We start from the raw sequence: 16,582 nt of genomic DNA on the forward strand, positions 1-16,582 counted from the left end.
TCGGCCCGGATGGGCCACAGGAGGGCACGCAAAGTGCGTGCCTTGTTCAGGCGGCGCGCTGTTCCTGGGGATAGGCGCAGGTCACGCACATGCCGAGCGAGGTCGGGATGACGTATCCGGCGTCCGTACGGCAGACGGGGCAGGTGCACCGGGCGAGCATCGCCAGCGCGAGCGCACCCCACTTCCGCGACGTCATCGCCCGCACCGGCAAGGCCAGTTCGACGCGGTAGAGGTAGGCCACGCTGACCCCGCCCGGGCGGCGGCGCGAGAGGCGCATGACCTGCGCCGCGATCGGCTGACCACCCGGCCGCAGACCCTGACTGCGAAGCTGACGGCGGGTCGCGAGGCCGTCGGGGGCGTACCGCCACGGGAAGGTGGGGACCCCGAAGCGGGCGCCGTCCGGGTCGAAGCACTTACCGAACGCCCCGCCCATCACGCGGCCTTGGACCGCTCAGCGAGGATCGTGTCCCGCAGCGTCCGGGCACGCGCCGGCGAGGTGTGCAGGGCGCGGCGGATACCCTCAGCGGTGATCCGCGCATCCGGCCAAGCAGCCGTCGCGGTGCGCGCCTCAGCGAGCAACTGGGCTGACGTGCGCTTCGGTCGGGGCGATCGGGCCACCTCGGGAACCCGGCCGGTCGCCCGGCGAGGCCGGGGAGCGGCGGCCGCGACCGCCCGCCGCTTGGCCGACTCGCCCGGCGCCGGATCGGGCGGGGCGATGGCCGGTGCGGGCTTGTGCGGGAGAGCCGGCTTCACATGGTCGACCGCCACCGGATCGAGCACCGGCAGACGCCTCACAGCAACAGGGGCCGGGGTCGATTCCGGCTGGCCAGCCGTAGACCGATTCCTCATAGTCTTGGCGAATTCCTCCGCATCTGCGACCGATGCGGGTACGGCGGTGGTACCGCCGAACATCGAGACCAGCGCGGCATCCGCACCGCTCGTGATCCGGTCGCGCTGGACTTCCAGCAGCCTCGATCCGAGCGCCGCGTCCCCGACCCCGACCTTGCGGGCCAGACGCCACGACGCCCGGTCGGAACGCTTGCGGACCCGGTCGACCGGGTGGTGGGCGGCACGGGCGCGGTGGTAGGCCAGGGCTTGCACGATGTCGGCGGTGCGCCGCTCGTTCTCCGCATCCCGGCCGTCCGTGTGGACGACGATCCGGCGGGCGAGGAAGGCCATGCCTTCCGCCGACACGGACATGCCCATCGGGGTCAGGGCGTAGATGACGGTGCGTCCCGGGTCCGGCGCGGCCATGGCGCCCATGACGGCGGCGCCCGCCGGCAGCGCCCACAGCCCACTCCGCACAACGCGCGGCGAGGACTGCCCCAGCATGGTCAGCCCCAGCAGGACCAGGGCCAGGACGGCGGTGGCGCCCTCGCCGGCGCCGAGCGCACCGAGCGCGGTCCCCGCGCCGTAGGCGTGCCCGATGTTGCTGTAGGTACCGATCCCGCCGATCACGCCCGTGCCCAGCATCGGCACGAACGCAGCGACCAGGACACCGGCCTGAATCTTCGACAGGGGGCTTCGGGCCGCGCTCATGCCGCTTCCCCCGCCCCGGGCCGGTCGTCGCGGGCGGCGCGCAGGAACGGCACCGTACGGGTCAGCGCGTCGGCGTACAGGGCGTCCCAACCGGCGATCTCGTCACCGGCCTCCGCCTCCGCCACCAGGTCCGCGAGCACGCCACGGGCCGCGTCCTCCCGGGCGGCACGCTCACGGTCCGTCTCGCGCTTCAGCGGGCCCCGGAACAGGGCGATGTCGATACCGAGCGCCAGTTCCGCGAACTCGATGTCACCGTGCGCCTCCTGGCCGGCCACGAAGCTACGCATACGCATGGTGGATCTCTCCAATCGGGTACGTCGGGAAGGCACGGGGCGGTCGGCTGTCCTGTCCGGGAGTGCGACCGCCCCGCGAAGAACGGGGATCAGACGGTGGCGATGATGAGCGCCGCGACCAGCAGCCACAGGTGATGGAAGGACTGGTCAAGCGCGTAGGCGCCGGTACCGATGTGCGGGTTGTCGTCACGGCCGGGGCGCGGGGCACCGAGCCGGTAGAACTCGCCCTTGCCGGTCACCCGGGCGAGCCACGCGAGGGTGGTGCGCCGGTCGGCCCACCAGTGCGAGGCCGCGTCGACCGCGAGCCCGACGACGACGCCGGGCGCCGACAGGTGCAGCCCCAGCAGTGCGGCGGCCGGCAGGAGCACGGCGAGCTTGGTGAGGGTGAGGGTGGCGACGTGCCGGGCGTCCGCGAGACGGCCGACCCAGCCGGGACGGCCCTTGTGTGCGGACTGGTGAGAGGTCTGCACCCAGTGGTCGCCCACGCTGTGGGCGACGTAGAGGGCGATGAACACGGCGGCGAAGGTGGCGGCGTCCATGGCGGTCACCGGCTCTCGTCGCGGGCCTGAACGAGCTGGATGGCCAGCCGGGCGAAGTGGGCCACGGCGTCGAAGTCCGCGAACGTCACACCGTGGATCCCGGCCGCCTGGATCATGTCGCGCAGGATCGCGGCGGCGTCGGCCTTCTGCCTGGCGGTCGGCCGGTAGCCGGGGGCGAACTCCAGCGCGGCGGACGTGATGCGGTTACCGATGTCGTTGAGGTCGCTCTGATTCACTGCGCTTCCACTCCTTGAGCGAGTCGGGATCGGAGAACGGGCGCGGCGGGCTGTCCTGTCCGGGAGTGCCGCCGCCCCGCGCGGGGCGAGGTGCGAGGGCTGATCAGGGGTAGACGTGGCGGGCGCCGGCGAGTCGCAGCGCGGTGTGTGCCTTCCGGGCCCGGAGGCCGGCCGCATCCAGCTCGTCTGCGGGGACATCCCCAATAGCCATGGCTGCGTCTACGGCTTCCTGCGCGACGGCGAGCAGTTCCGTGTTGCGCGTGACCATGTGGAGCGTGTCCATCGCACTGGTGACGGCGGAGCGAGCCGCGTAGCGGGACTGCCGCGCCTCGGGAGTGTCCTCCCTGTTCTCGCGGCGGGCTTCGATCTTCATGTACTGCTGTTCACGGTGTCGGACAATCGCGGCCAGCAACGCCGGAATCGAAGTGGCCAACGCCTCCCGGCGCCGTTCGGCCGCCACCTCACGAGCGGTGCGCGCCGTGGTCACGTGCTGCATCAACCCGGCGACCACGGCGCCGGCGAGCGTGCCGAGCACAGCGATAAGCGTTCCGATCACGAGAACCCCCAAGGGTGAGTCGGGATGGAGAACAGACGCGGCGGGCTGTCCTGTCCGGGAGTGCCGCCGCGTCCGCATCTGAGGGCTACAGCCGCTCAGCGCGACGGCCCAAGTGACCCCGGGCGGAATCTGATTCCGCGCCCTCACGGCTGGATGCCGGGGCCGACGGCCATCACCCGGCCGCCACGGGGACGGAGCAAAGCCCCGTCAAGCTCACAACACCCTGTTGAGTTCTCAAGGAACCGACGCTTCCTTTGGACCCCTTCCGAGGCCCTCCGGGCGCTGAGCCATTGTCCGTACAATGGCTACAGTCAGGATGTTGGCAGCGTCACGCGCTGACGTCAAGAGGATTGGCCGCATTGACTGGACAATGCGTTCATCCATGCGGCTTCATGGGGGGTATGGCAGTGACCCGACTTGGTCGAAACCCGATGTATCAGCAGATCGCGGACGCGCTCCGCGATCAGATCGCGTCCGGGAAGCTCGAACCCGACGCCAAGCTCCCGACCGAGGCAGAGCTTCGCGAGCAGTACGCCGTGTCACGCGAGACGGTGCGCAAGGCGCTGGCCCAGCTCGTCAACGAAGGTCTCGTGGTCTCCGCCCGGCCGCAGGGGCACTTCGTCCGCCGTCGGCGGCCGATGGTGTTCCGACCCCAGGCCGAGTTTCGGAAGCGGCCCTACTCACCGGAGATGGACGCCTTCATGACCGAGTACTCGGCAGAGGGGCGGGAGCCAAGGCAAGAGATCGAAGTGGGTATCGTCGAGCCTCCGGCAGAGGTGGCCAAGCGACTTCATCTGGAGGCCGGTGAGCTGGTCGCGGTACGCAAGCGCGTGCGGTACCTCGATGGTGAGCCTTTCAACATCAACGACAGCTACTTCCCGCTGGCCATAGTGCGAGACTCCGAGATCATGCGTCCGGAGGACATCACTCGCGGCGCGAACGAGGTACTGGCCGAGCTCGGGTACCGACAGGCACGGGCTTTGGACGAGTTGTACGTCCGGATGCCGACGCCCGAGCAGGTACACAGGCTGGACCTCGGCCCCGGAACACCCGTGGGGGTACACGTGGTAACCGGCTTCACGACGGAAGGAAAACCTGTGCGGGTGGCAGTGACCGTGCTTCCTGGTGATCGGCACGTGATCTCGTATGAGCGCCAGCGCGAAGCGCCGACAGAGGAAGCATGAGCGATCTGCACATCAGACCAGGCGACCCCGCCGAGATCGATACGGTGGAAGCGCTACTGCGAGGGGCTTCCGCTTGGCTCGCATCTCGCGGCATCGATCAATGGCAGTACCCACCGCACAGCGACCGCATCAAGGCAGCGCTGGAACAGGGCGTGTGCTTCCTCGCCTTCAAAGACGGCGAGCCAGTAGCAACGCTCCAAATCGACAACTTCGCCGACCCTGAGTTCTGGACACCAGCCGACGGCCCGACGTCCGCGCTCTACGTGCATCGCATGGCCGTGAGCAGGGGCGCGGCCGGCGTGGGCATCGGCCGCGAGCTGCTGGATTGGGCCGCAGCGCGGGCGGCAGCACAAGGCAAACGATGGCTTCGCCTGGACGCTTGGAAGGACAATCCAGGACTCCAGCGCTACTACGAAGACATGGGCTTCAAGCTTGTTCGCATTATCGACCTGCCTCACCGCAGGTCAGGAGCACTCTTCCAGCGGCCGACCACGGAGGCCACGCACCCAAGCCCATGATCAAGGGCCCCGTCTCGTTGCCCTGCTCTCTGTCCAGTACGCCGACATTCACTACCGACCATTGCCGTTCGCACAGACTGCTCGACCGGACCGTCCGACGGCGTTGAACCCCGCTGAACCCTCAGGCGGAAATTTCGCGCCACGGCCGCCACCCACAGATGGATCACCTGTTCTATTTCAGAGGAATTCACATACCGTTTGTCATGCTTTGCCCGTTGACTTGCCGTCGTCACCGTCTAGAGTGGGTAGCGCACGGACGGTCGTCTGCTGGTCGGAAACGTCAGCACCCGCCAAGGGCGGCTTAAGCCGGCCGACGTGCTCACAAGGCCGCTACCCACGGGTAGGCGGCCTTTGTGCTGTCGTTCCACGGATGCATCTTCAGGCCGTACGACGTCAACGGCGCAGCACCACGTCTATACAGGCGCGGACTCAGCTCTTGCAGGTAGCGCGGCTCCGTATTGCCGAACCGATCCTCATTGAAGGCCGCATATGTGGCCGAGGCCGCAAGGTCAGCACACTGCAACATCTCGACTCGCGACGGTTGATCCAGCCGCCCACCCCTGGGGTCGAGAGCCTGCCAGGCGATCCGGCACTCGTTCGGATTCGTCGCCTGCAGGATCGATTCGTACTGGCGGAGCTTCGCCAGCTTGAAGCGCACCACATGCGCAAGGGTGTACTCCAGGATCGATCCGGAGTCGCGCGCGAGCCATGACAGGCGTTCCAGCAGAAAGCGAAAGGTGTAGAGGTATGCCTGATCATCATCGAGACGAGTCGCCCCCGCCGACAGATGCCTCTTACAGACGATGACGCTGGAGATCGTGGCCCAACGCTGTGCCGCGAGGGACCTTGCCGCGTGGAGTCGATCAGTGTGGGACTTGAAGTTCTGCCAGTGCAGGACATCCCCAGGACGTCGCCGCAGGTCTGTGCGGAGTGCAGCGAGGAACGCGGCAGCCTGCGGGAGGTCGCCATCCGCTACCACGACGGCCGACATGACGAAGTGATCACTTGACTTCTGGGATTGAGACCGTTGACCAGCCTCGTCGAAAAACGCGTGCAGCTTCGGCTGCACCACCCCTCCGGCGGTCGCGGCCTGACGGTGACCTGACGCTGTTGACACTCTGTCTCCCTCCGTTCCCGGTCTTGACGACGACTCCGCTGTGCAGCGAGGCCGTCATATCCGGGTGGGGGACGGGAGTTCGTTGCGCACCGTGAGGAAATCGTGGCACGTGATGAGCCGTCAACCAAGGGCGTTATCCACACCCCTTGGGGGTAACGCACGCACTTCTGTTGATAAGAGGTCATTTTCTGTGGATACGCTTGTGTGCAACCCCCGGCACCCTGTGCACAGATCACCAACAGAGTCGGCTGCACAACCCTCTGGCCTGCAAGCTTTCTGTACACGACCTGTGGGCAAGAACTTTCTCTCCACTAGTGCCGCTAGTGCCGCCAGAAGTGGTCGATCCACGGGCCAAGGCATCACGGCAAGTAGCCGTCGCCCACTCACCTAGGCCACGGGCGGCCCTAAACTCCCTCATCTCCTCCCGGTTCGTTGTCCTGGTCTTTGTCCAGTACACCGGAGGCTGCCACCGTTCACCGCCGTACGCGTACTCCGTCTCACCTCCCGGTTGAACTCACACGGACGTCCCCGTACAGCCATGCGGACAGTTGGAAAGCGTGTTGGGGGCAACCCCTCACGAGTTCGAATCTCGTATCCTCCGCCAGTGCCTCACCGGGCACTACAGAAGGCCCCGCCTGCTTCGGCAGGCGGGGCCTTCTGCGTTCCGTCGTGCGGCTGTGGCCGTCTGGGCGGTCCGGACTTCCGGCGCGTTCCAGGGTCCAGGGGCCCCCTGGACGAGTGCGGTCAGGAGAGCGTGGCGGCCTGGCGCTCCCACTCCGTGATCAGGGTGGCGGCCTGCCGGAAGAGCTTGAGCGCGATCGCGATGTCCCTGCCGGGTGTGCGCAGATCCCGGCTGAGGCTCGTGAAGATCTTGAAGACCGCTTCGAGGAGGACAATGCTCTGCAGCCCCTCCCGGATGGAGGCCGACATCCCCATGAGTTGGGTCCGGAAGCCCGACGAATCCCCTCCGGGCGCGCCCTCCGTCGTGGAGACTTCCCGCATGAAGGCGATGACGGCCTTGACGGTTTCGTCCAGTGACGTCATCTTGACCGCGAAGCGCTCGGCGTACGCCCGGAGGTCGGCTGCGGGACCATTGATCTCCCTTGCGTACCTGAGCAGTACGGCCTTCTGAGCGCTGGCCGGGGATCCGGGCTGCCCCAGCGTCGGCAGGAACTCCTCACCGGATTCGGCAATCCGCTGCAGCGCCACGAGCGTCCCGTCCAAGTCCTCGGACATCTCCTCCATCTGTTCCTCGACCATGGTCATGCGCTCCACCAGGCCCGGCGCATTCTCGTCCTCCAGTTCCTCACCTGGTGCGTCGTCCGCGGCCCGTGGCCCGCCGCCCAGCCCGAGCATGATCCTGGCTGGTGCGAGTGGTTGGAACGAGCCGCTCAGGGCCGATTCAAGGGCTGTCTCAAGCTCCTTCCGGGCTTCGATCAGACCACTCCTGGTGCTTTCGAAGTGGATAGTCCTGACCGAGAAGATGTCGAACGGCAGTCGCCCGTGTTCTCCGATGGAGATCGTCGGCTTCCCCGTGGCGTGCCGGACTCCCAGTTCGTACATGACGTTCGGATTGCCACCACTGACATCGGCGATCACGATGTCGGCCTGGACCACGTGCCGGCAGATCTGCTCAGTGATGTCACCCGCCTCGGCGATCCCGTCGGCGCGAACCGGCACGAGGCCGTGCCGGGAGCACGCTGGCAGAACGACCTTCTCGAAGATCTCCACCGCGCACTCGTACGTGTTCCGCTCGTCGCTGCCGTGCTTCGCGTGCCGGTCTCCGATGGGACCGATCACGAAGCACGACCAGGTGCCGGGCTGCTCTGCAGAGGGTTCGATCTCGGCGGCGGTCGAGGTCATGACGGTCATGCGCGAACCTCCGTTCCAGAGTGGTGTGTGCGGGGCACCGCGTCCTCTTCGTTGTCGAGAGGGACGGTGTACACAGGCCTTTCCTCGATGCCTAGTGCCCTCAGGAGAAAGGCCGTGGGGATGCGGTACTGGCCGCCGACCCGAAGGACAGGGCACGGAAAGCTGCCGAGGCGGATGAGCTTGTAGCCAGTGGCCGAGCAGATGCCGAGAGCCCGCGCGGCCGTCGGAAGATCGACGGTCAAAGGGAGGTCGAACGCCTCGGCGAAGGACAGGGACCGGCGCCGCGGGGCGCTCACCGGGGTGCTCCAGCCGGGCGGAGAGACAAGATGCCGATCGGCGTTCCCTCACCGGGCCGCCGTGCCCGGTAGACGACGTCCTTCAGCCCCATCCGGTCAGCCAGGGCGTTGAGACGGACGAGTTCGACGGTGGCGGGTGACAGCGTGAAGTGGATCGGTGCCGACAGCCCGTCGTCCCGGTCGGGAGGCGTGACCTCGAGTGCCCAGCCGTCCTCGGGCGGCAGTTCGTCTTCAGCCGGGAGTCCGGCATTACGTGCTGCGGCGACCGCCGCGATATCGACGACGGGTACCTCCCGGGCCGTGCGGTTACCGAACCGCCACAGCCGACGGCACGCTGCCGTCATCAGGGCGTCCGGCTCTGCCGACTCTCCTCCGGCGGTGTCGGCGAGTGCTTCCAGGAAGCCCGTGGCCGCCTCGGACTCGGCATCGGGCCAGTCCACCCGCAAGCGGTCCACAGCGAACCGGACAGCACCCCGCATCCGGGGCAGGGCCAGCCCCAGTGCAAACAGGTGCCACCGTCCTCCGGTCGCCTCGTCCTTCTGTGCGGCGCGGAGCACCTGGAGCCATATCGACTCAGCCACCTGGCTGTCCCTGGCCCCTTCGTACAGGGCACGGCGTGCTGCTTCCAGCGTGAGGCGAACTGGTTCTCCGGCCACATCGACCGTGAGCAGGGGGGCGTCGGCAAGCTCCCGTTCGATCTCGCGCTCAAGGAAGCTGACGGTTTGCCGTAATCCGCTCATTGCCATGGATCTCCTCCGTTCATGAGGTGGACATGCAGAAGCTGATCGGCGAGTTCGGCAGCAGCCGCCACCACGTCGGCAACCCGGTTCAGCCAGACTTCGAGGGTCTTGGACGGCTGAGACACGGCTGGACTCGGTCGCGCCCCGCCGTGGTGATGGTGGTGGGTGTGATGGTTGATGCCGCCATTGACCAGGCCGTACACCGCGACGCCTTCACCGACGATTTGTTGCGTGGCCTCGGGCGGTCCTCCGGGCGGCAGGTCGCCCGGAGGATTTGGCTCGCTCACCGGTCTCGCGTATCGGGCGAACGGCTCCCCGGTGCCAGGTAGCGCAGCCCTCCCGACACAGAGCCCATGAACGCGATTCCGTTGCCCACGTGCTGCGTTCCCCGGCCGCCCGGAGAACGCGCTCCCTCGGCGTCCGGCAGCCGGTTCACGGGCCCCGACTGGTCCGCGAGCGGTCCGCCGGAAGGCACGGGGACGTAGATCCACGCGGGTCGGCGAAACTCCTTGCCCGCCACAGTGGCCTCAACCCGTGTGCAGCGGTCGGGGTGGAGACCGGTGTAGCCGCCGACGATCCACTCCTCGTAGACCCGCTCGGAAAGGATCGCGACCAGATGCGTGACCTCCTCGCTCGACCGTGCGAGAGCATCCTTCACCGCAACTGAGTCCAGCAACCTGTGGGTGTCGTTGCGGGCAGCGCCGTTGCCGTCTTCCGGGGCACCCGAGTCGGAGAGGGGCCCCACGTGGACACAAGCCCGGAGGCGAAGCCGGGGCGCGTTGGCCCCCGCGTTGTGCTCGGCGAGAACCACATCAAGGCAGTCAAGGAAAGGCCAGACCACGAGTGGGAGGTAGTCGGGGTCGAAGCCGAACAAGAGACCATCGCCCGAATTGGTGGGGAAGCGCTTGTTCCGAGTCAGTTCCCCGGCTCCGGCCGCGGCCAGAGCGCGGTCGACGAGTGCGGGGATGAGCTGACTGATCGCGGCGTGCGAGACGGAGGGAAGCCGAGTGAAACCCTCCGCGTCGATGCCGAGCAGTCCCACATATGAGGGAAGTGGACGGGCTGAGCTCCAGGGAGGGCATGAAGGTTCGACCATGGGCGGTCTCCTCACGGATGGAACGTGGGAACCCCCGCGACTGCGGCGGCTGCTCCGAGAGTGCAGGACCGCCAACTCCGCCTGTGGGAATGGTTTCCCACAGGCTCATCCCCATCCGTGTTTGCCGCTCAGAACTCATCCGGCTCCGCGGCAGCCACGTGCAATGCCCGCTTGTCCTTGATGAGGACCTGCTCCCTCCCCAGCGCAATGGCGCCGGCTTCCTTCAGTCGCTTCAGGGCCTTCTGGAGCGTTCGGCGGTCGACGTGGAAGAAACCAGCAAGCACATCCCGCGGACACTCCCTCAGCGCCGGGGGGTTGGTCTCCCCAGCAACCTGCGCCAGGAAGACAGCGACTCTGGTGTGCAGTGGCAGGATCCGGTCCTTGAGATGCATGAGGTCGAGGTCGTAGCCCCAACGCAGCGCCCGGGCATGGGCCTGAGGAGGGATCCCGTTGCGGACCAGGGAAGCGTTGAACTCCCGTACAGAGATGCGGACCGCCGTACCGCGCGTCACGGCCACCACTCGCGCACTGGTGATCCCACCCTCGACCGCGGACAGGTCACCGAGCACCCACGGCGGCTTCCGGCAGGCCAGCACCTGCTCGCCGCCGCTCTTCAGGTCGATGACAGCGTTCACCAGCCCGTTCGTCAGCGCCAGGACCTCATCCAGCTCCACCGCCCACGGAATCAGCACCTCCCCTTCGGAGAAGTGGTGCTTCCGCCCCTGGGAAACCAGCCCCAGCCATTGTTCGTCGAACGAATACACACGGACTCCCTCCCTTTGGTCCACGGCGGAATCGCCGTGCAGGGAGAGTTCTAGGCGCTGTTTCTTGGATCTCCTGACAGGTGTGGGGTGTTGGGGTCACGCTGGCTGTATGGGTCGTGGGGATCTGACGAATGCGGAGTGGGATCGGCTGGAGGCGTTCTTGCCTCGTGGTGGTGCTCGTGGGGGTCGGTGGAGTGATCACCGTCGGGTGATCAACGGGGTGTTGTACCGGGTGCGGACGGGTGTGCAGTGGCGGGATCTGCCTGAGCGGTTCGGGCCGTGGGAGACGGTTTATAAACGTCATCGCCGCTGGTCAGCGGATGGGACGTGGACGATGCTGCTGTCGAAGGTGCAGGCTGCGGAGGACGCCGAAGGGCGGATCGACTGGGACGTGTCGGTGGACTCCACCACGGTGCGGGCTCACCAGCATGCTGCCGGTGCGAAGAAGGAGCCGCCCGTTGTGATTCCTCAAAAGGGGGTCGCGTCGGGGACGAATCAGGTCGATCCGGTTCTTCGGAAACTGGCCGTCCGGCTGGAGGAGGTGGTCAGATCGGCGAGTGCCTGGGACGTTCCCGCGGGGGTTTCACCACCAAAGTCCACCTCGCCGCCGACGGACGCTGCCGGCCCCTCTGTCTCGTCCTGACACCTGGTCACTACGGTGACGGCCCACAACTCGAGCGTGTGCTGGAGCGGTTGTCCGTGCCCCGTATCGGAGTTGGCCGGCCCCGCACCCGGCCCGACCGTGTCCTGGCGGACAAGGCCTACACCTCCCGCAAGAACCGCCGCTACCTGCGACGACGCGGGATCCGCCACACCATCCCCGAACGTCTTGACCAGCAGCGTCACCGGCACAACCGAGGCTCCCGGGGCGGCCGTCCCACCGGCTTCGACAGCGAGCGTTACAAGAAACGCAACACCGTCGAACGTGCCATCAACCGGCTCAAGGGCTTCCGTGCCGTCGCCACACGCTACGAGAAACGGGCCTACATCTACCTCGGCACCATCACCCTCGCAGCCCTCACCATCTGGCTCCGAACATGATCCAAGAAACAGCGCCTAGTGCCTGGAGCAGCCCTCTCAACGTGGATTCAGTGCACGTGCATCCATGCACCGGCGTACGCACCGGCGCGTGGCCGCCCGGAACGTTCAGCGCTATACCCGTCGAGCTGCTCCGCGACCATTCACTGGATGGTTCGGAACCCGAATCCCCGTCAGCGGCGGAGTCAGACCGCGATGAGACGCACCCGATCTCCGCACAACTTCGCCATGTCGTCGATGTCGGAGGTGAGCATCACGACCGGCCGCTGCTGCCGCAGCGCCATCTCGGCGACGACCGCGTCGATGGCGTATTCATGGCCGTGCAGGCCGGTGTTCAGCAGGAGCGCGGAGGCAGCTTTGGCGTCCTCGTCACCGATGGGGACGATACGTACCCCGGACAGCACCCACGCGAGTCTCGCCTTGTCCGTTCGACGGTGGGTGGCCTCGATGATGGTGAGGGCGCTGATCACCACTTCCATGCCGCGCTTGCGCGCCTCGGCAGCCAGCGCGACCACCGGCTCGTGATCGTTGACGAACTTGGACAGTCCCTCGCAGTCGAGAACGAGGGTGCCCTCATGGCTCAGCTTGCGGCGGGCCACTCGCCCTCCTCGGCGAACACCTCGTCGAAGATCTGACGCGCGCGCACCTGTTCCTGCTCCGAGATGGGCCCCTGACGGCGTTCGTAGTCAGCCAGGTACTCGTCCAGGATCTGGCCCCGCAGCTCGCGCTCGACCGCCGCCGCGATGAACGCGGAGAACTCGCGCTTGCCCACCCGCTGCCGGATCGCCTCGGCCGTTCCTTCCGGGAGCGAGAGGCTGACCCTGGTCGCCGGCCCCTCACCGATGCTGTACGGCGTCTCACTCATGCATCGAGATTATCAAAGGAGTAGGAATCCAGCGACCAAGCAGGGAAAGCACCGCAGTGCCGGAGCGGTCGACCTGGTCGTCGCCGCGACCGCCGAGTTGCAGGGGCTCACACTGCTCCATCGCGATCACGACTCCGAGTGCATCGCGGCGGTGACCGGGCAGGCCCTCCAGTGGTACGGCCCGGGACACGGCAAGCAGGTCCGCAGTGGCTGCGGTTCTGGTGGCGTTCACCGCCGTACGACATCGTTCAGGCGTCGAGGTGCCCCCGCGCGCGACACTCCCGCTTCCCTCCCTCCCCCACCCACCCCTACCGTCCCCCCATGGACGGACAGTGGGCGGTCGTCGTCGGGGCGGGGCTCGGGGCCAGTGGGGCCGTTGTGGGGGCGCTGGGCTCGTGGGCCGGGGTGCGGCTGCAGGCGCGGGGGCAGCTTCAGGTGGCCCGGCTCGCGCATGCCGCGCAGCGCGACGCCGAGACGCTCGCGCGCAAGCGGGCCGCGTACGCGGAGCTGATCCTCTCCGTGGACAACGCCCGGCGGCAGATGCGGCTGGTGCGCCAGCACCTGGGGGCCCCGTGGGCGGGCCGGGGCAGCGACGCCGAGCTCGCGGCCCGGCGCGAGGGGGTGCACGAGCGGATACGGGAGACGCAGGCCGCCGAGTGGGTCCTGCGGCTGATGCTCTCCGACGAGGAGCAGCACGCGGTCAGTTCGCTCATGGACGCCGTGTACGACACGCATCAGGCGCTCATCGACGACGTCGAGGAGTGGCTGGACGGCACCGCGCCCGACGCCCGGCGCCCCGCCCGCGACACCGCCCGCTACGCGGCCACCACCGGCGCCCTCCAGGCCCGGATGATGGACTTCGCCGGGCGCGCCCACGCCCGGCTGTACGCGCCTGCGGACTGAGCCCGCACCCCTCGGCCCGTCCGCCCGCTCAGCCCCCCTCCTCGATGTCGTAGAACCCCTCCGCCTCCCACCGCCGGATCGTCGCGTGGTCGCGTTCCACCGTGTCCTGGTCCTCGTGGATCAGGTACACCGCGCCCGGGCGGGTGAAGAGGTCCGTGGTGGGCGCGATGTACTCGCCCGCCCGGGGGGCCGGGGCCAGCAGGCTGTGGAAGGAGGGGAGTTGGCGCACCGGGGCCCAGTCGAGGTCGCGGCGGAGCCGGCCGCCGCGGGGGCAGATGAAGCTGACGCCCCGGGCCGCCCGGCGCGGCGCGGGCGGGGGCGGGCCGCCCGCGGCGTACAGGTCGGGGTCGAGCAGCGCGTGGACCGTCTCCGTCAGCGGGTTGCGGCCGGTGGCCCGGGTGATCGCGGAGAGGTCCGCGGTGCCCTGTGGGCGCGCGGCCGTCTCCACCAGGCGCGGGCCGTCCGGGGTGACGATGACCTCGGTGTGGGAGGGGCCCCACAGGATGCCGACCGCGGTGAGCGCCCGGCCCACGTACGCGGCCACGCTCCGCGCCGACGGGTCGTCCGGGGCGAGGAGTTCGGTGTAGTCGTACACCGGTGACGTGCCCACCACCGTCTTCACCGACCGCCAGGTCTCCAGGACGGTGTGCCGGCCGCGCGCGCTCACGCAGTTGACCATGTACTCGTCGCCCGGCAGGTACTCCTGGACCAGCACCGCGTCGTTGCGCTCGCCGTAGATCGTGGCGCTGCCCAGCAGCTTCCCGGCGGCCCGGGCGGCCTCCGCGGGGTCGGCGCAGAGCAGTACGCCGTCGGTGCCGCCGCTGCGCAGCGGCTTGAGGATCACCGGCGCCCCGCCGTGCCGCGCCGCCGCCGTCCGGGCCGCCTCCGCCGTGGTCACCGCCTCGTGCCAGGCGGCGGGCACCCCGGCGCGGGCCAGCGCGCGCTGCATCTCCAGCTTGTCGCGGCGGGCCGCCGAGGTCGCCGGGTCGTTGTGGCCGGGCAGGCCCAGCGCGGCGGCGAGGCGGTCGGCCAGCGCCACCCCGGAGTCGGTGCCCGCGACCACCCAGCCGACTTGGTGCGGGCGCAGCGCCCCGACCAGCGCGCCGAGGTCCCCCTCGTACGCGTAGCAGGCCCGGTAGGTCTCCGGCGCGAACGTCCGCAGATGGGCCTCGGAGCGTTCCGCGCGGTTCTCGACGTGCACCGCGCCGATCCCGTACGCGGTGAACGCGGGCGCCAGCAGCGCCCCCGTGGAGTGGCCGTCCACCACGACGGCCACCCGCTCGTTGATCGTCCGCACCGGCATCCGGCGCTCCTCCCTCGGTCGGGGCCCGGGGACCGGGCGGGGTGCGTGGGCGGGCTCAGGCCAGCCAGGTTCCGTCCCTCATCAGCGTGCGGCCCGCGAGTTCGTCGGCCTCCCGCCACGCCTGGACGCGCTGCGGGCGGATGCGGAAGTAGACGTACTCCTGCTTCTCCTGGCGCGGGTCGAAGCCCGTCTTCGCGGCGAAGGCGTCGGCCGTCGCCGCGTCCAGCACGTGCTCCTCGACCGCGGTGGCCCGGCCCTCGGCCAGCACCACGTCGCGGGTCGCGCCGAAGGCCAGCCGCACCGAGCCGCCCGCCAGCAGGTTGCGGCTGGTGGGGGCGGTGCGGACGGTGGAGATGAGGATCTCCTCGCCGTCCCAGAGGAAGGAGAGCGGGACGAGGTGGGGGGTGCCGTCCGCCGAGGCCGTCGACACCCAGGTGTCCACGTCCTGCTCCAAGTGCCGCCGGGTGTCCCGGATCCGTTCGTCGAGCGTGCGCACCGTGGGGTTCGTCATGGTCATGAACCTAGTCGAGCCGGGGCGCCAACACGCGCTCGGGAGCGCCCGGTTGGGCGTGCCGCCGGCCTCATCCCCACAGCCCCCGCTGCGGCGGCTGCAGCCAGCCGTCCTTGACCCGCATCTTCGGCTCGACGTCGTCGACCAGGCGCAGATGGCCGTCCAGGTCGACGAATTCGGCCAGCTGGGCGGCGTGGAAGCCGACGGCGGCCGAGAGCGAACTGCCGGGCAGGCAGCCGACCATGACGCGCAGGCCCTCGGCGCGGGCGCGGCGGACGATGCGCAGGGCGGCCGTGAGACCGCCGCACTTGTCGAGCTTGATGTTGACGCCGTCGTACAGGCCGCGGACCCGGGCCAGGTCGTCCTCGGTCTCGAAGGACTCGTCGGCCACGATCGGTACGGGGTGGTGCAGTTCGGCCAGGCCGGGTTCGGCGGCGGCGTCCACGGGCTGTTCGAGCATCCGGACGCGGTGCCGGTCCAGGAGCGGCAGCAGTTCGCGCAGTACGTCCAGGTCCCAGCCGCCGTTCACGTCGACGACGAGGCTCGCGTCGGGGCGCACGGCCCGGGTCCGCTCCAGTCTGCGCACGTCGTCGTCGGCGTCCGGGGAGCCGAGTTTGAGCTTGAGGACGCGGGACGAGCGGCTCTCGGCGAGCTCCTGCTCCAACTGGTCGGGGTCGGCCAGGGAGATGGTGGTCATGATCTCCAGCGGCTTGGGCTCCGGCGTGCCGAGCAGCCGCCAGACGGGGACGCCGGCGCGCTTGGCCGCCAGGTCCCACAGGGCCGCGTCCAGCGCGTTGCGGGCGGCGCCCTGGACGAGCCGGCCGAGGAGGCCGTCCCGGCCCACCGTGCCGCTCTCCACGAGCGGGCCGACCGCTTCGAGTTCGGCGACGGTCTCCTCGGCGGAGACCTCGAACCAGCTCTCGAAGGGCGCCCCTTCGCCGCGTCCGGTCCGGCCGCCGGAATCCGGCGGGTCGCGCAGCTCGACGCGGACGACCGTACAGGTGAGGTCATGGCCGCGGGCGTATGTGTAGGGAAGTCCGAACGCAATCTCCTGGCGCACCACGGCGAACTGCAAGGAATCCACGCGGAGGACGGTAGCTCAGGTTCCGCAATCCCGGAAAGGGGATGATTGAAGATTTTAGCTGTGATCTGCACAACAGATGATTCTGGCCAGGTCCTGGCTTGTCAATTACCCTGCACCAGTCAATCGGA

At 68.8% G+C, this 16,582-nt stretch carries 21 protein-coding genes and 2 pseudogenes; 5 read left to right on the forward strand and 18 right to left on the reverse strand.

All coding sequences use genetic code 11. The features are described from left to right. Nucleotides 1-46: 46 nt before the first annotated feature. The 6 genes from AB5J87_RS16965 to AB5J87_RS16990 form a co-directional block, all read right to left on the reverse strand. A complete protein-coding gene (locus AB5J87_RS16965) occupies nucleotides 47-433 on the reverse strand; it encodes an RRQRL motif-containing zinc-binding protein (protein ID WP_369377560.1) in 387 nt (128 codons plus the stop codon). Next, on the reverse strand, nucleotides 433-1,539 hold the full coding sequence (locus tag AB5J87_RS16970; protein ID WP_369377561.1) for a conjugal transfer protein: 1,107 nt from the start codon (nucleotides 1,537-1,539) through the stop codon (nucleotides 433-435). The genes AB5J87_RS16965 and AB5J87_RS16970 overlap by 1 nt, the downstream gene beginning before the upstream one ends. Next, nucleotides 1,536-1,826: a hypothetical protein gene (locus AB5J87_RS16975; protein WP_369383560.1), complete on the reverse strand. Its 291-nt coding sequence runs from the start codon at nucleotides 1,824-1,826 to the stop codon at nucleotides 1,536-1,538. Before AB5J87_RS16975 ends, AB5J87_RS16970 begins: the two co-directional genes overlap by 4 nt. A gap of 95 nt (nucleotides 1,827-1,921) precedes the next feature. Beyond that, nucleotides 1,922-2,371, reverse strand: coding sequence for a transcriptional regulator (locus tag AB5J87_RS16980; protein WP_369383561.1), 450 nt, complete (start codon nucleotides 2,369-2,371; stop codon nucleotides 1,922-1,924). 5 nt (nucleotides 2,372-2,376) lie between these two features. After that, complete coding sequence (locus tag AB5J87_RS16985) at nucleotides 2,377-2,607, reverse strand: hypothetical protein (RefSeq protein ID WP_369377563.1); 231 nt, start codon at nucleotides 2,605-2,607, stop codon at nucleotides 2,377-2,379. A 103-nt stretch (nucleotides 2,608-2,710) separates the two neighbouring features. After that, nucleotides 2,711-3,142, reverse strand: coding sequence for a hypothetical protein (locus tag AB5J87_RS16990; RefSeq protein ID WP_369377564.1), 432 nt, complete (start codon nucleotides 3,140-3,142; stop codon nucleotides 2,711-2,713). Nucleotides 3,143-3,594: 452 nt separating this feature from the next. On the opposite strand from AB5J87_RS16990, the gene AB5J87_RS16995 reads away from it, so the two are divergent. Further along, on the forward strand, nucleotides 3,595-4,347 hold the full coding sequence (locus AB5J87_RS16995) for a GntR family transcriptional regulator (RefSeq protein ID WP_369377566.1): 753 nt from the start codon (nucleotides 3,595-3,597) through the stop codon (nucleotides 4,345-4,347). Continuing rightward, nucleotides 4,344-4,865, forward strand: coding sequence for a GNAT family N-acetyltransferase (locus AB5J87_RS17000; RefSeq protein ID WP_369377567.1), 522 nt, complete (start codon nucleotides 4,344-4,346; stop codon nucleotides 4,863-4,865). The genes AB5J87_RS16995 and AB5J87_RS17000 overlap by 4 nt, the downstream gene beginning before the upstream one ends. 319 nt (nucleotides 4,866-5,184) lie before the next feature. Here AB5J87_RS17000 and AB5J87_RS17005 read toward each other — a convergent pair whose 3' ends face one another. The 7 genes from AB5J87_RS17005 to AB5J87_RS17035 form a co-directional block, all read right to left on the reverse strand. Further along, the gene (locus AB5J87_RS17005) at nucleotides 5,185-5,934 is read right to left on the reverse strand and encodes a DUF3800 domain-containing protein (protein ID WP_369377568.1); all 750 of its coding nucleotides are present in this window, start codon (nucleotides 5,932-5,934) and stop codon (nucleotides 5,185-5,187) included. 792 nt (nucleotides 5,935-6,726) lie between these two features. After that, complete coding sequence (locus AB5J87_RS17010; protein ID WP_369377569.1) at nucleotides 6,727-7,854, reverse strand: hypothetical protein; 1,128 nt, start codon at nucleotides 7,852-7,854, stop codon at nucleotides 6,727-6,729. Further along, complete coding sequence (locus AB5J87_RS17015; RefSeq protein WP_369377570.1) at nucleotides 7,851-8,150, reverse strand: DNA-binding protein; 300 nt, start codon at nucleotides 8,148-8,150, stop codon at nucleotides 7,851-7,853. The genes AB5J87_RS17010 and AB5J87_RS17015 overlap by 4 nt, the downstream gene beginning before the upstream one ends. Next, nucleotides 8,147-8,896, reverse strand: a complete 750-nt coding sequence (locus tag AB5J87_RS17020; RefSeq protein WP_369377571.1) for a hypothetical protein — start codon at nucleotides 8,894-8,896, stop codon at nucleotides 8,147-8,149. The genes AB5J87_RS17015 and AB5J87_RS17020 overlap by 4 nt, the downstream gene beginning before the upstream one ends. After that, nucleotides 8,887-9,177: a hypothetical protein gene (locus AB5J87_RS17025; protein ID WP_369377572.1), complete on the reverse strand. Its 291-nt coding sequence runs from the start codon at nucleotides 9,175-9,177 to the stop codon at nucleotides 8,887-8,889. The genes AB5J87_RS17020 and AB5J87_RS17025 overlap by 10 nt, the downstream gene beginning before the upstream one ends. Next, nucleotides 9,174-9,932 carry a hypothetical protein gene (locus AB5J87_RS17030; RefSeq protein ID WP_369377573.1) on the reverse strand — a complete coding sequence of 253 codons (759 nt, stop codon included), beginning with the start codon at nucleotides 9,930-9,932 and terminating at the stop codon, nucleotides 9,174-9,176. The genes AB5J87_RS17025 and AB5J87_RS17030 overlap by 4 nt, the downstream gene beginning before the upstream one ends. 182 nt (nucleotides 9,933-10,114) lie before the next feature. After that, on the reverse strand, nucleotides 10,115-10,750 hold the full coding sequence (locus AB5J87_RS17035) for a Crp/Fnr family transcriptional regulator (protein WP_369377574.1): 636 nt from the start codon (nucleotides 10,748-10,750) through the stop codon (nucleotides 10,115-10,117). A 109-nt stretch (nucleotides 10,751-10,859) separates the two neighbouring features. Between AB5J87_RS17035 and AB5J87_RS17040 the strand changes: the two are divergent. Further along, nucleotides 10,860-11,791 (forward strand): annotated as a pseudogene (locus AB5J87_RS17040) (IS5 family transposase). A 182-nt stretch (nucleotides 11,792-11,973) separates the two neighbouring features. On the opposite strand, the gene AB5J87_RS17045 reads toward AB5J87_RS17040, so the two are convergent. Together AB5J87_RS17045 and AB5J87_RS17050 are read right to left on the reverse strand one after the other, a co-directional pair. Further along, nucleotides 11,974-12,387 (reverse strand): DNA-binding protein, encoded by a 414-nt coding sequence (locus AB5J87_RS17045; protein ID WP_369377575.1) that lies wholly within the window; start codon nucleotides 12,385-12,387, stop codon nucleotides 11,974-11,976. Further along, nucleotides 12,369-12,653 carry a hypothetical protein gene (locus tag AB5J87_RS17050; protein ID WP_369377576.1) on the reverse strand — a complete coding sequence of 95 codons (285 nt, stop codon included), beginning with the start codon at nucleotides 12,651-12,653 and terminating at the stop codon, nucleotides 12,369-12,371. Before AB5J87_RS17050 ends, AB5J87_RS17045 begins: the two co-directional genes overlap by 19 nt. Before the next feature lie 34 nt (nucleotides 12,654-12,687). Between AB5J87_RS17050 and AB5J87_RS17055 the strand changes: the two are divergent. After that, nucleotides 12,688-12,849: pseudogene (locus AB5J87_RS17055) on the forward strand (VapC toxin family PIN domain ribonuclease); the annotation flags it as partial. 125 nt (nucleotides 12,850-12,974) lie between these two features. Beyond that, nucleotides 12,975-13,556 (forward strand): hypothetical protein, encoded by a 582-nt coding sequence (locus tag AB5J87_RS17060; protein ID WP_369383774.1) that lies wholly within the window; start codon nucleotides 12,975-12,977, stop codon nucleotides 13,554-13,556. A 28-nt stretch (nucleotides 13,557-13,584) separates the two neighbouring features. On the opposite strand, the gene AB5J87_RS17065 is transcribed toward AB5J87_RS17060, so the two are convergent. From AB5J87_RS17065 to AB5J87_RS17075, 3 genes are all read right to left on the reverse strand, one after another. Then, nucleotides 13,585-14,859: an ATP-grasp domain-containing protein gene (locus AB5J87_RS17065; protein WP_369377577.1), complete on the reverse strand. Its 1,275-nt coding sequence runs from the start codon at nucleotides 14,857-14,859 to the stop codon at nucleotides 13,585-13,587. Nucleotides 14,860-14,914: 55 nt separating this feature from the next. Continuing rightward, on the reverse strand, nucleotides 14,915-15,370 hold the full coding sequence (locus tag AB5J87_RS17070; RefSeq protein WP_369377578.1) for a pyridoxamine 5'-phosphate oxidase family protein: 456 nt from the start codon (nucleotides 15,368-15,370) through the stop codon (nucleotides 14,915-14,917). 70 nt (nucleotides 15,371-15,440) lie between these two features. Beyond that, nucleotides 15,441-16,454: a dipeptide epimerase gene (locus tag AB5J87_RS17075; RefSeq protein WP_369377579.1), complete on the reverse strand. Its 1,014-nt coding sequence runs from the start codon at nucleotides 16,452-16,454 to the stop codon at nucleotides 15,441-15,443. Nucleotides 16,455-16,582: the final 128 nt, after the last annotated feature.

This window comes from Streptomyces sp. cg36, assembly GCF_041080675.1.
Lineage (GTDB): Bacteria > Actinomycetota > Actinomycetes > Streptomycetales > Streptomycetaceae > Streptomyces.

Coding starts and splice junctions, on each gene's coding strand:
- AB5J87_RS16965 (WP_369377560.1), bottom strand. CDS start 433: ATGGGCGGGGCGTTCGGTAAGTGCTTCGACCCGGACGGCGCCCGCTTC.
- AB5J87_RS16995 (WP_369377566.1), top strand. CDS start 3,595: ATGTATCAGCAGATCGCGGACGCGCTCCGCGATCAGATCGCGTCCGGG.
- AB5J87_RS17000 (WP_369377567.1), top strand. CDS start 4,344: ATGAGCGATCTGCACATCAGACCAGGCGACCCCGCCGAGATCGATACG.
- AB5J87_RS16980 (WP_369383561.1), bottom strand. CDS start 2,371: ATGGACGCCGCCACCTTCGCCGCCGTGTTCATCGCCCTCTACGTCGCC.
- AB5J87_RS17060 (WP_369383774.1), top strand. CDS start 12,975: ATGGACGGACAGTGGGCGGTCGTCGTCGGGGCGGGGCTCGGGGCCAGT.
- AB5J87_RS17050 (WP_369377576.1), bottom strand. CDS start 12,653: ATGAGTGAGACGCCGTACAGCATCGGTGAGGGGCCGGCGACCAGGGTC.
- AB5J87_RS17065 (WP_369377577.1), bottom strand. CDS start 14,859: ATGCCGGTGCGGACGATCAACGAGCGGGTGGCCGTCGTGGTGGACGGC.
- AB5J87_RS17070 (WP_369377578.1), bottom strand. CDS start 15,370: ATGACGAACCCCACGGTGCGCACGCTCGACGAACGGATCCGGGACACC.
- AB5J87_RS17010 (WP_369377569.1), bottom strand. CDS start 7,854: ATGACCGTCATGACCTCGACCGCCGCCGAGATCGAACCCTCTGCAGAG.
- AB5J87_RS16975 (WP_369383560.1), bottom strand. CDS start 1,826: ATGCGTAGCTTCGTGGCCGGCCAGGAGGCGCACGGTGACATCGAGTTC.
- AB5J87_RS17020 (WP_369377571.1), bottom strand. CDS start 8,896: ATGGCAATGAGCGGATTACGGCAAACCGTCAGCTTCCTTGAGCGCGAG.
- AB5J87_RS16970 (WP_369377561.1), bottom strand. CDS start 1,539: ATGAGCGCGGCCCGAAGCCCCCTGTCGAAGATTCAGGCCGGTGTCCTG.